Genomic DNA, 11,817 nt, shown 5'->3' with positions numbered 1-11,817 from the left:
AGTGGACTGATCTCGTCGTCCACTCGTGAACCGGAGCCAGCCATGTCGAGCAGCAACCCCCGCCTCCCGATCCACGCCCCGCACGGCACAGACCTCACCGCCCGCTCGTGGCAGACCGAGGCGCCGATGCGCATGCTGATGAACAACCTCGACCCCGAGAACGCCGAGCGTCCCGAGGACCTCGTGGTCTACGGCGGCACCGGCCGCGCCGCCCGGTCGTGGGAGGCCTACGACGCGATCCTCGCGTCGCTGAAGGACCTCGCGGACGACGAGACGCTGCTGGTGCAGTCCGGCAAGCCCGTCGGCGTCATGCGCACCCACGAGTGGGCCCCGCGCGTGCTCATCGCCAACTCCAACCTCGTCGGCGACTGGGCCAACTGGGAGGAGTTCCGCCGCCTCGAGGACCTCGGCCTGACCATGTACGGCCAGATGACGGCCGGCTCGTGGATCTACATCGGCACGCAGGGCATCCTCCAGGGCACGTTCGAGACCTTCGCCGCCGTCGCGGACAAGAAGTTCGGCGGCAGCCTGGCCGGCACCATCACCGTCACCGCCGGGCTCGGCGGGATGGGCGGCGCCCAGCCCCTCGCCGTGACGATGAACGACGGCGTGGCGATCTGCATCGAGGTCGACCAGGCGCGCATCACCCGCCGCATCGAGCACCGCTACCTCGACGTCCAGGCCGACAGCCTCGAGCACGCCCTCGAGCTGGCCACCGCCGCCCGTGACGAGAAGCGCGCGCTCTCCATCGGCGTCCTCGGCAACGCCGCCGAGCTGCTGCCGCGCCTGGTCGAGCTCAAGGCGCCGGTCGACGTCGTCACCGACCAGACCTCGGCCCACGACCCGCTCTTCTACCTGCCGGCGGGGGTGCCGTTCGAGGAGTGGCAGCACCGCCGCGAGACGGACCCCGAGGGCTTCACCAAGGAGGCCCAGGCGTCCATGGCCGCGCACGTGCGCGCCATGGTCGAGCTGCAGGACCTCGGCGCCGAGGTCTTCGACTACGGCAACTCGATCCGCGACGAGGCCCGCAAGGGCGGTTACGACCGCGCGTTCGCCTTCCCCGGCTTCGTCCCCGCCTACATCCGGCCCCTGTTCTGCGAGGGCAAGGGGCCCTTCCGCTGGGCCGCCCTCTCCGGCGACCCGGCCGACATCGCGGCCACCGACAAGGCGATCCTCGAGCTCTTCCCCGAGAACGAGCGCCTGCGGAAGTGGATCACCATGGCCGGCGAGCGGGTCCACTTCCAGGGCCTGCCCGCCCGCATCTGCTGGCTCGGCTACGGCGAGCGGCACCGCGCCGGGCTGAAGTTCAACGAGATGGTCGCCTCGGGCGAGCTCAAGGCCCCCGTCGTCATCGGCCGCGACCACCTCGACTGCGGCTCCGTGGCCTCGCCCTACCGCGAGACCGAGGGCATGTTCGACGGCTCCGACGCGATCGCCGACTGGGCGCTGCTCAACGCCCTGGTCAACACCGCCTCCGGCGCCACCTGGGTGTCCTTCCACCACGGTGGTGGGGTCGGCATCGGCCGCTCGCTGCACGCCGGCCAGGTGATCGTGGCCGACGGCACCGACCTCGCGTCGCAGAAGATCGAGCGAGTCCTGACCAACGACCCCGGCATGGGCGTGATCCGGCACGTGGACGCCGGCTACGACCGGGCCGCGGAGGTGGCCGCCGAGCGGGGCGTGCAGGTGCCCGTCCCGTTCGTCTCGCGGGAGTCCTGAACCGGTGGTCGACGACTTCGAACGCATGTGGGCCGACCTGGCCCCGGTCGGACGCTCGGCCGCCACCGGCGGGTACTTCCGCCAGCCGTGGACGTCCGCGGAGAACGAGCTGCGGGCGTGGTTCGTCGGCCAGGCCGCCGCCCGTGGCCTGCGGCTGGAGACCGACCTGCTCGGCAACATGGTCGCGTGGTGGGAGGCCCCGGGGGCCGACGGCCCCGCCGTGCTCACGGGCTCCCACCTCGACTCGGTGCTCGACGGCGGCGCGTTCGACGGTCCGCTGGGCGTCGTCTCGGCGTTCGCCGCGGTCGACGTGCTGCGCGCGCGGGGCGTGGCGCCCGTCCGCCCCCTCGGTGTCAGCGCCTTCGTCGAGGAGGAGGGCTCCCGCTTCGGGCTGGCCTGCCTGGGCTCCCGGCTCGTCACCGGCGAGGTCGCCCTCGAGGACGCGCTCGCACGTCGTGATCGCGCCGGCACCAGCCTCGAGGACGCGCTGGCCGCGGCCGACCTCGGCACCGGCTCGCTCCTGGACCTCGCGAACGTGGGCTGCTTCGTGGAGCTGCACGTCGAGCAGGGGCGCCACCTCGTCGACACCGACGCCGTCGTGGGCCTGGCCAGCGAGATCTGGCCGCACGGCCGCTACCGCTTCGACGTCACCGGTCGCGCCGACCACGCCGGGGCCACGCGGATGGAGGACCGCCACGACCCGATGCTCACCTTCGCGATGACGACGCTGGCCGCCAACAAGCAGGCACGGCTGGCCGGCCAGCGGGCCACCTTCGGCCGCCTCGACGTGGCCCCGAACTCCACCAACGCCGTGCCCTCACGCGTCACCGGCTGGCTCGACGCGCGGGCCGACTCCGACGCGGCGCTCGCCGCCCTCGTCGACGCCATCGCCCGCCAGGCCGCCGACCGGGCCGAGCGCGACGGCACCGCCCTGACCGTGACCCCGGAGTCGGTCTCGGCCTCGGTCGCCTTCGACGTGACGCTCACGTCCCGCATCGGCCGCATCGGGGCCCGCACCCGCACCGGTGCCAGTAGCGGTGCCGGTGCCGGCGCCGGGGACGAGGCCTGGCCGGTGATCCCGTCGGCGGCCGGGCACGACGCCGGCATCCTCGCCGCAGCGGGCGTGCCCACCGCCATGCTGTTCGTCCGCAACCCCACCGGCGTCTCCCACTCGCCGGAGGAGAGCGCCGAGACCGGCGACTGCCTGGTCGGGGTCGAGGCGCTGGCCGACGTCCTCGCGGAGCTGCTGACGTGAGCGCCCGCTGGCTGCTGACCCGCGCCTGGGTGGGCGAGGGCGCCGCTGCCCGGGTCGCCGACGACGTCCTGGTCGAGGTGAGCGACGGTCGGTTCAACCGGGTCGAGCCCGACTGGTCGGCGAGGGCCGGGGAGGTCGCCCCCGAGCGGGTCGAGGGACTCACCGTGCCGGGGCTGGCCAACGCGCACAGCCACGCCTTCCACCGCGCGCTGCGCGGGCGCACGCAGCGCGAGCGCGGCACCTTCTGGACGTGGCGCGAGCAGATGTACGCGCTCGCCGCCACGCTCGACCCCGACTCCTACCGGACGCTGGCCACCGCCTTCTTCCGCGAGATGGTCGCGACCGGCGTCACGGGCGTCGGCGAGTTCCACTACCTGCACCACCGCCCCGACGGCGGCCGGTACGACGACCCCAACGCGATGGGCCACGCCCTGGTCGACGCCGCCGCCGAGGCGGGCCTGCGGATCACCCTGCTCGACACGCTGTACCTGTCCTCGGGGTTCGGCCGCGCGCCCGAGGGCGCGCAGGTGCGCTACGACGACGGGGACGCCGACGCCTGGCTCGCCCGGTGGGACGAGGTCCGCCCGGCCGACCACCTGGTGCTCGGCCGTGCCTACCACTCCGTGCGCGCCGTGCCCCGCGAGCAGCTGCGCGCCCACGACCCCGCCGACGGCCCGCTGCACGTGCACCTCTCCGAGCAGGTCGCCGAGAACGAGGCCTGCCTGGCGGCCACCGGCCTGACCCCCACCGGTCTCCTGGCCGAGGCCGGCGCGCTGACCGAGGCGACCTCGCTGGTCCACGCCACGCACCTGACCGACGCCGACGTGGCGCTGCTGGGCGGGGCGCGCACGTGGGCCTGCTTCTGCCCCACCACCGAGCGCGACCTGGGCGACGGGATCGGCCCGAGCCGGGCCCTGCACGACGCCGGCGCTCGGCTCAACCTCGGGTCCGACAGCCACGCCGTCGTCGACCTGTTCGAGGAGATGCGCGCCGTCGAGCTGGACGAGCGGCTGGCCACGCAGGCGCGCGGCCACTGGTCGGCCGCCGAGCTGCTCGCGGCCGGCACCGCGCACGCGAGCCTCGGCGTGCCCGACGCAGGTCGGATCGCCGTCGGAGCGCGGGCCGACCTCGTCACCCTCGACACCGCGAGCGTGCGCACGGCCGGCACCGGGGCCGACGAGGCCACGGCGGTGTTCGCGGCGACCGGCGCCGACGTCGTCCGCGTGGTCACCGACGGTCGCGTGGTGCACGAGCGCGGGCAGGAGGCCGAGGTCGGCCGGCGGCTCGCCGACGCGATCGCCGCCGTGTGGGAGAAGGTGGACGCATGACCTCCACGCTGCTGACCGGCATCGGCGAGCTCTTCACGGGTCGCACGGACGAGGCGGGGCGCCCCACGGACGCGCCCGGGGCCGAGACCGTGCTGCGCGACGCCGCCCTGGTGCTCGACGGCGACCGGGTCGCCTGGCTCGGCCCGGCGGCCGAGGCACCCGCCGTCGATCTGGCCGTCGACCTGGCCGGCCGCGCCGTGCTCCCGGGGTTCGTCGACAGCCACAGCCACCTCGTGTTCGCCGGCGAGCGCAGCGCGGAGTTCGCGGCCCGGATGGCGGGGGAGTCCTACGCCGCCGGCGGCATCCGCACCACGGTGGCCGCCACCCGCGCGGCGAGCGACGAGCAGCTGACCGCGCACGTGGCCGCACTGGTCGCCGAGATGCGTGCCCAGGGCACCACCACGCTGGAGATCAAGTCCGGCTACGGCCTCTCCGTGCACGACGAGGCGCGCTCGTTGGCCGTGGCCCGCCAGTTCACCACCGAGACGACGTTCCTGGGCGCGCACGTGGTGCCGGCCGAGCACGCCGAGGACCCGGCCGGGTACGTCGACCTGGTCACCGGCCCGATGCTGGCCGCCGCGGCCCCGCACGCCCGCTGGATCGACGCGTTCTGCGAGCGCGGTGCCTTCGACGCCGACCAGGCCCGCGCCGTCCTCGCCGCCGGTGCCGAGGTCGGCCTGGCAGGCCGCCTGCACGCCAACCAGCTGGGGCCCGGCCCCGGCGTCCAGCTGGCCTGCGAGCTGGGGCTCGTCGCGGTCGACCACTGCACCTACCTCGACGACGCCGACGTCGACGCGTTGCGCGGGTCGGGCACCGTGGCGACGCTGCTGCCCGGCGTGGAGTTCTCCACCCGCCAGCCCTACCCCGACGCCCGACGCCTCCTGGACGCCGGCGTGCGGGTCGCCCTCGCCTCCGACTGCAACCCCGGCTCCTGCTTCACCAGCTCGGTGCCGTTCTGCGTCGCGCTGGCCGTGCGGGAGATGGGGATGACCCCCACCGAGGCCGTGCTGGCCGCCACCGCCGGCGGCGCCCGTGCCCTCGCCCGGGACGACGTCGGCGTGCTGGAGCCCGGCCGCCGCGCGGACCTCGTCGTGCTCGAGGCCCCCAGCCACGTGCACCTCGCCTACCGCCCCGGCGTCCCCCTCGTGCGCCGGACCTGGATCGGCGGCCGCCCCCTCTGACCGCCGACTCGGCTGTGGGGGGGGTCATGCACCCAGGGCCAGGGAGGCGGCGATGGCGAGCATGGTGAGCCCGATGACGGTGTCGAGCACGCGCCAGGCGACCGGGCGGGCGAACAGCCGGCCGGCGAAGCGGGCGCCGTAGCCCAGGCCGGTGAACCAGATCGCGGAGCCGACCATCGCGCCGCCGGCGAACCACCAGCGACCGGGGTGGCCGTGGCTGCTGGCCAGCGAGCCGAGCAGCAGCACGGTGTCGAGGTAGACGTGCGGGTTCAGCCAGGTCAGCGCCAGTGCCTGGACGACGACGGCCGACAGCGTGGCCCCGACGCCCGAGCCCGCGGCCAGGGCCTCCCCGCCCGCCCACGCCCGTCGGAACGAGAGCAGGGCGTACCCGACCAGGAAGGCGACGCCGAGCCAGCGGATGAGCGTGATCAGCCACGGCACCGCTGACACCAGAGCGCCCACCCCGCCCACGCCCGCGAGGATCAGCACCACGTCGGAGAGCGTGCAGATGACCACCACCGCGCCCACGTGCTCGCGACGCAGCCCCTGCCGGAGCACGAACGCGTTCTGCGAGCCGATGGCGACGATGAGCGAGAGGCCGGCGAGCAGGCCGGCGGCGAGGGCGAGGAGGTCCACGGCTCCACTCTCGGGGCGCAGGAACGTGAAGACCAGCGAAGGAATCTACGGATGCCTTAGCGTGACTTCATGCAGTACCCGGCCCACCACCTCGAAGCGCTCGTCGCGGTGGTCGACCACGGCACCTTCGAGGCGGCGGCTCGCGCCCTGCACGTGACCCCGTCGGCGCTGAGCCAGCGGGTCCGCGCCCTGGAGTCGAGCGTCGGCCAGGTGCTGGTGCGCCGCGCCAGCCCCTGCGAGGCCACGGACGCCGGCAGCGTGCTGGTCCGCCTCGGGCGCGCCCACGCCCTGCTCGACGCCGAGGCCGCCGCCGTCCTGGACCCGGGAGCGGCCGGCCGCACCCGCCTGAGCGTGGCGATCAACGCTGACTCGCTGGCCACCTGGTTCCACGGCGTGCTCGCCACCGCCGCGGCCTGGGACGACGTGGAGCTGCGGCTGCACGTGGAGGACCAGGCGTTCTCGGCCGACCTGTTGCGCTCCGGGCGCGCCCTGGCGGCGGTCACCGACGAGCCGGTCGCCGTGCAGGGCTGCTCGACCGAGCGGCTCGGGGCGATGCGGTACCTGCCCGTCGTCCACCCCGCGCTGCTGGCCCGCTGCACGGGCCCGGACGGCGCGGTCGACTGGGCCCGGCTGCCGCTGGTGCGGTTCAACGGCAAGGACGGCCTCCAGTCCGACCTGCTCGCGCGCCTGGGGGTCGCCCCCGCCGCGGCCGTGCACGAGGTGCCGACCTCGACCGACTACGTCGCCGCCCTGCGGGTGGGCCTGGGCTGGGGGATGCTGCCCGAGCCGCAGGCCGACGACCCCGCGCTCGGCACCGACGTGCTGGTGCCGCTGCCGCACCCCGCCGTCCGGCCTCTCGACGTGGACCTGCACTGGCAGCGGTGGCGGCTCGACTCCGCGCTGCTGGACCGGCTGAGCGCCGCCGTCCGGGACGCCGCCAGGGTGCTGCGGCCGTGAGGCGCCGCTGGTCGAGGAGGTCGCGCTGCGACCGTCGCGAGACCGAGGCCCGACGAACGACGACGGCCCGCCGGACGTGGTGTCCGGCGGGCCGTCGGGTGGAGCGTCCTCACCCGATCACGGGCGGGTGAGGAGTCAGGGGTGCGTCAGAACGCGGCCTCGTCGAGGTCCATGAGGTCGAGGTCGACGGTCTGGGCCTTCTTGAGCTCGGCGCGGATGCTCGGGAGCACCTCGTGGCAGAAGAACTTGGCCGAGGCGACCTTGCCCTCGTAGAAGGCCTGGTCCTTGCCGGCGTCGCCGCCGAGCTTGGTCAGGGCCACCTCGGCGCCGCGCAGCAGCAGCCAGGCGGTGACGACGTCGCCCAGGGCCATGAGCAGGCGGGAGGTGTTGAGGCCGACCTTGTAGAGGTTGCGGACCTCCTCCTGCGCGCTCATCAGGTCGTTGATCATGAGGCCGACCATGGCGTTGGCGTCCTCGAGCGCACGGCCGAGCAGCTCGCGCTCCTCCTTGAGGCGGCCGTTGCCGGCCTCGGAGGCGAGGAAGCCCTTGATCTCCTCGGCGACGTGGCCGAGCGCGGTGCCCTGGTCCTTGACGATCTTGCGGAAGAAGAAGTCCTGGCCCTGGATCGCCGTGGTGCCCTCGTAGAGCGTGTCGATCTTGGCGTCGCGGACGTACTGCTCGATCGGGTACTCCTGCAGGAAGCCGGAGCCGCCGAAGGTCTGCAGCGACTCGGTGCCCAGCAGCACCCACGAGCGCTCGGAGCCGTAGCCCTTGACGATCGGGAGCAGCAGGTCGTTGACGGCCTCGGCCAGCTTGTCCTCCTCGCCGGCGTGCTGGGCCACCATCACGCGGTCCTGCCAGGAGGCGGCGTACATCACCAGCGAGCGCATGCCCTCGGCGAACGACTTCTGGGTCATCAGCGAGCGGCGCACGTCGGGGTGGTGGGTGATGGTGACGCGCGGCGCGGTCTTGTCGCCGGACTGGGTCAGGTCGGCACCCTGGACGCGGGACTTCGCGTACTCCAGCGCGTTCAGGTAGCCGGTCGACAGCGTGGCGATGGCCTTGGTGCCGACCATCATCCGGGCGTTCTCGATGACCTGGAACATCTGCGCGATGCCGTTGTGCACCTCGCCGAGCAGCCAGCCCTGGGCCGGGTGCTTCTCGCCGAAGGTGAGCTCGCAGGTGTTGGACACCTTGATGCCCATCTTGTGCTCGACGTTGGTGACGTAGACGCCGTTGCGCTCACCGGTGAGCTCACCGGTGGAGTGGTCGAAGTGGTACTTCGGCACGAGGAACAGGGAGAGGCCCTTGGTGCCGGGGCCGCCGTGGCCCTCGACGCCCACGGGGCGGGCGAGCACCAGGTGCATGATGTTGTCCTGCAGGTCGGACTCGGCCGAGGTGATGAAGCGCTTGACGCCCTCGATGTGCCAGGAGCCGTCGGCCTGCTGGGTGGCCTTGGTGCGGCCGGCGCCCACGTCGGAGCCGGCGTCGGGCTCGGTGAGCACCATCGTGGCGCCCCAGCCCTTCTCGACCATCAGCTCGGCGATGCGCTTGTCGCGCTCGTTGCCGTTGCGCTCCACGACGGAGGCGAACGACGGGCCGGCGGCGTACATCCACACCGGCGCGTTCGAGCCGAGCACCATCTCGGCGATCGCCCAGTTCAGGGTGGACGGGGCGGGGGTGCCGCCGAGTGCCTCGGGGATCTGCAGGCGCCAGAACTCCGACTCCATCCAGGCGTCGTAGCTGGCCTTGAAGGAGGCCGGCACCGGCGCGGTGGAGGCGGTCGGGTCGAAGACCGGCGGGTTGCGGTCGGAGTCGACGTAGGAGGCCGCGAGGTCCTCGCGGGCGATGCGGTCGACCTCGGCGAGCACCTCGCGGGCGGTGTCGGCGTCGACCTCGGCGAACGGGCCGGTGCCCAGGACCTCGTCGCGCTTGAACAGCTCGAAGAGGTTGAACTCGATGTCGCGCAGGTTGCTCTGGTAGTGGCTCATGGCCCACCTTCCGGGTTCGTGCGGTCGTGCGTTGCGGGGGACGTGTGCCCACGAGGCTGCGGCCTCGGACGGCGTGGGGTGCCACGCGCTCTCGTCCGGCACGCAGCCCGGTGTTCTACTCACCGGTAACTTGGAGGATACCCGTGGGTAACGTGGACCACAAGCACCCCTCCACGACCGTGCGCTGAACGGTGGTGAGGGGTGGGGCGACGCCCGGGAGGGGCAGGAGCGGACGGCGGCCGTCAGTGCGGCTGCCAGGCGTCCTCGTCCTCGGTGGCGGCCACGACCTCGGGCGGCAGGTCGCGATCGGCCAGGGCCTGGATGCTGACCTGCTCGAACACCGCACGCAGGCTGCGGCGGGCGGCGATCCACACGTGCTGGAGCACCTCGGCGGAGTCGTTGTACTCCACCGCCTCCGGGCGCAGCCCGTAGACGCTGACCAGGGGGCCGTCGACGGCCCTGATCACGTCGGCGACCGAGACGTCGGTGGCCGGGCGGGCCAGCCGCCAGCCGCCGGACTGGCCCCGCTGGGAGAGCACGATGCCGGCCCGGCGCAGGTCGGCGAGGATGGCCTGGAGGAACTGCCGGGGGATCTCCTGGAGCCTCCCCAGCTCGTCGGCGCTGACGGCCTTGCCCTCGCTGCGCGCGGCCATCTCGACGAGCGCCCGGAGGGCGTAGTCGGACTTGGCAGAGACGCGCACGGGACCATCATTCCAGACCAGTCGACCGAGTCGGTCGACTTACTCGCCTCGCCCCGGCCCGGACGTGAGCCCGGTGACGTCCGCCGGGTGTCGGGTGCGCGCCGGCCGACGCCTCAGCCGGCCTCGGCCAGCCGGTCGCGCAGCTTGCGCTTCTTCTTCTCCAGCTTGCTCTCCAGGCGGGCGTTGCGGTGCTCGAGGTCGCCGACCTGCTCGCGCAGCCGGGCGACGTCGACCAGCAGGTCGGCCAGCGCGTCGGTGGCCACCTGGAGGCGGTGCTCCACGTCCGGCTCCGCCGGGGTGGCGGTGGCCGGCAGGGCGGGGACCAGTCGCTCGGGGTCGCCGGTGACGCTGTGCCCGCCGTCCTGCACGGCCTTGGCCCACAGGCGGCCGCGCTGCTCCAGGTCGGCGAGCATGGTCTCGGGCAGCAGCGCCAGCAGGTCGTCGACGTCGGCGGGGGCGTCGCCGCCCGCGGGGGTGAGGATGCTGGTCAGCGCGGTGGCGCGACGGGTGGCGGCGTCGGTGCGGCCGTCCACGGCCTCGTTGACCTCGCGCAGCACGGCGAGGCCGGCGAGGTCGGGCTCGGGCTCGCCCTCGAGGTCGAGCGGCACCGCGACGGGGTCGACGCCCACCAGCCGCGCGACCACGGCCCACGAGGCGGACGCGGCGTCCTGGCCGGCGTCCGGGACGACGACGTGCACGCGGTCCGCGCGCCCGACCTCGCTCGCCCAGCGGTCGAGGACCTCGGGCAGGTCCTGCTCGGCGTGGAACGCGAGCGCCTCGTCGTGCTCGGAGTCGGTGGCGAGGACGCGGCGGGCGTAGCGTGGCAGCGTCAGCGAGGAGCCGTCCCGCACCGCCTGCACCCACGAGCGCACCAGCTGGTGGGAGGGGTCGGCCGCGGTCACCACGACGTGCACCTCGAAACCGGCGAGGGAGTCGAGCAGCAGGTCGATCTGGTCTGCGCCGGCGCCGGCGAGCAGGTCCTCGGCGACCACCACCGCGCCCGGCACCGCCGAGGACGGCTTGCGGGCGCGCCGGCACAGCCGGGCCCAGCTGCCCTCCAGGTCCTTGCGGCGGCGACCGTGCGCCCGGTGCAGGCGGCGCAGCTCCAGCGCCGCGTCCCGGGCGTCCTCGCGCGAGCGGGCGGGCACGTGCACGCCGTGCTCGGCCAGGGTCTCGGCGCTCGCGGCGAGCGCCTCACCGAGGGTGCCGGCCCCGGCGTGGTGGAGGCCGACCTGGATCACGAACCTGCGCTTGGCCATGGCGGCAGGTTCGCAGCGCGCGCCGACGTCACGACGGCGCGCTCGCGACGCCTCGGTGGAGGCGTGGTGAACGGTGGACGACGTCGGGCGGAGCTTCTTCCGCGGCAGCGGTCAGTCCTGGACGTGGCGGCGGACCCAGTCGATGAACGGGCTGAGCCGGCGCCAGTCGTCCCGCACGATCTCCAGGGCGTCCGCGGTGTGGATGACGGGCTCGAAGCCCACCAGGTGCCCCAGCGTCAGCGACTTGTGCCGGAGCAGCTCGATCCGCGGGTGGTCGGCGTCGAAGCCGCGCGGGGAGGTCTTGAGGCGGTCCCCGCCGGTCTCGAAGCCCTCGGCCTCGAGCCCGGTGACGAGCGACTCGAGCTCGGGGCCGTAGAGCTCGTGGGCCACGGCCTCGCGGAACGCGGCCAGTCGGGGCCCGGAGGCCTCGTAGAAGCCGGCGCCGGTGCGCAGGCCGCGGGGGGAGATCTCCACGTACCACCCGGTCGCCGGGGCGACGGCCACGTAGGCGCCCTGGTGGGTCTTGTAGGGCGTCTTGTCCTTGCTGAACCGCACGTCGCGGTACGGCCGGAAGATCTTCGCCTTGCCGAACTCGGGCTCCAGGGCGGCGCACAGCGCCGTCATCGGAGCCTTCACCGACTCCGCGTAGACGTGCTTGTGCGCCTCCCAGAACGACTTGGTGTTGTCGACCTCGAGGTCGTCGTAGAAGTCGAGCGCCGCGACGGGGAAGCCGGTGAAGTCCACGAGTGCCGACCCTAGACGGGCCGGCCCCACCCGGTCAGGCCCGTGG

10 protein-coding genes are annotated in these 11,817 nt (G+C 74.0%); 5 read left to right on the top strand and 5 right to left on the bottom strand.

What is annotated here, in order from left to right; translation table 11 throughout:
* The first annotated feature begins 42 nt into the window (after nt 1-42).
* From hutU to hutI, 4 genes are read left to right on the top strand one after another with little or no spacing between them, the layout of a single operon-like run.
* Nucleotides 43-1,719, top strand: coding sequence for a urocanate hydratase (gene hutU / locus M8316_RS01255; protein WP_250051259.1), 1,677 nt, complete (start codon nt 43-45; stop codon nt 1,717-1,719).
* Nucleotides 1,720-1,723: 4 nt separating this feature from the next.
* On the top strand, nt 1,724-2,974 hold the full coding sequence (locus tag M8316_RS01250; RefSeq protein ID WP_250051257.1) for an allantoate amidohydrolase: 1,251 nt from the start codon (nt 1,724-1,726) through the stop codon (nt 2,972-2,974).
* Nucleotides 2,971-4,302, top strand: a complete 1,332-nt coding sequence (locus M8316_RS01245) for a formimidoylglutamate deiminase (RefSeq protein WP_250051256.1) — start codon at nt 2,971-2,973, stop codon at nt 4,300-4,302. The genes M8316_RS01250 and M8316_RS01245 overlap by 4 nt, the downstream gene beginning before the upstream one ends.
* Complete coding sequence (hutI, locus tag M8316_RS01240; RefSeq protein WP_250051255.1) at nt 4,299-5,483, top strand: imidazolonepropionase; 1,185 nt, start codon at nt 4,299-4,301, stop codon at nt 5,481-5,483. The genes M8316_RS01245 and hutI overlap by 4 nt, the downstream gene beginning before the upstream one ends.
* Before the next feature lie 24 nt (nt 5,484-5,507).
* On the opposite strand, the gene M8316_RS01235 is transcribed toward hutI, so the two are convergent.
* Nucleotides 5,508-6,119 (bottom strand): LysE/ArgO family amino acid transporter, encoded by a 612-nt coding sequence (locus M8316_RS01235; protein WP_250051254.1) that lies wholly within the window; start codon nt 6,117-6,119, stop codon nt 5,508-5,510.
* A 69-nt stretch (nt 6,120-6,188) separates the two neighbouring features.
* On the opposite strand from M8316_RS01235, the gene M8316_RS01230 reads away from it, so the two are divergent.
* Nucleotides 6,189-7,076: an ArgP/LysG family DNA-binding transcriptional regulator gene (locus tag M8316_RS01230; protein WP_250051253.1), complete on the top strand. Its 888-nt coding sequence runs from the start codon at nt 6,189-6,191 to the stop codon at nt 7,074-7,076.
* A 146-nt stretch (nt 7,077-7,222) separates the two neighbouring features.
* On the opposite strand, the gene M8316_RS01225 is transcribed toward M8316_RS01230, so the two are convergent.
* From M8316_RS01225 to M8316_RS01210, 4 genes are all read right to left on the bottom strand, one after another.
* The gene (locus M8316_RS01225; RefSeq protein ID WP_250051252.1) at nt 7,223-9,067 is read right to left on the bottom strand and encodes an acyl-CoA dehydrogenase; all 1,845 of its coding nucleotides are present in this window, start codon (nt 9,065-9,067) and stop codon (nt 7,223-7,225) included.
* A gap of 242 nt (nt 9,068-9,309) precedes the next feature.
* Nucleotides 9,310-9,768 (bottom strand): RrF2 family transcriptional regulator, encoded by a 459-nt coding sequence (locus M8316_RS01220; RefSeq protein ID WP_250051251.1) that lies wholly within the window; start codon nt 9,766-9,768, stop codon nt 9,310-9,312.
* A gap of 113 nt (nt 9,769-9,881) precedes the next feature.
* On the bottom strand, nt 9,882-11,027 hold the full coding sequence (locus tag M8316_RS01215; protein WP_250051250.1) for a hypothetical protein: 1,146 nt from the start codon (nt 11,025-11,027) through the stop codon (nt 9,882-9,884).
* 111 nt (nt 11,028-11,138) lie between these two features.
* Nucleotides 11,139-11,771: a DUF2461 domain-containing protein gene (locus tag M8316_RS01210; protein WP_250051249.1), complete on the bottom strand. Its 633-nt coding sequence runs from the start codon at nt 11,769-11,771 to the stop codon at nt 11,139-11,141.
* Between the last annotated feature and the right edge of the window lie 46 nt (nt 11,772-11,817).

Origin of the sequence: Nocardioides bruguierae, from assembly GCF_023554635.1 — a bacterium.
Classification (GTDB): Bacteria; Actinomycetota; Actinomycetes; order Propionibacteriales; family Nocardioidaceae; genus Nocardioides; species Nocardioides bruguierae.
Note: the sequence above shows the minus strand (reverse complement) of the source record. Positions and strands in the feature narration are given on the sequence as shown.

Excerpts from the sequence above, each read along its gene's own strand:
- hutU (WP_250051259.1), top strand. The coding sequence starts at position 43 with ATGTCGAGCAGCAACCCCCGCCTCCCGATCCACGCCCCGCACGGCACA.
- hutI (WP_250051255.1), top strand. The coding sequence starts at position 4,299 with ATGACCTCCACGCTGCTGACCGGCATCGGCGAGCTCTTCACGGGTCGC.
- M8316_RS01230 (WP_250051253.1), top strand. The coding sequence starts at position 6,189 with ATGCAGTACCCGGCCCACCACCTCGAAGCGCTCGTCGCGGTGGTCGAC.
- M8316_RS01225 (WP_250051252.1), bottom strand. The coding sequence starts at position 9,067 with ATGAGCCACTACCAGAGCAACCTGCGCGACATCGAGTTCAACCTCTTC.
- M8316_RS01215 (WP_250051250.1), bottom strand. The coding sequence starts at position 11,027 with ATGGCCAAGCGCAGGTTCGTGATCCAGGTCGGCCTCCACCACGCCGGG.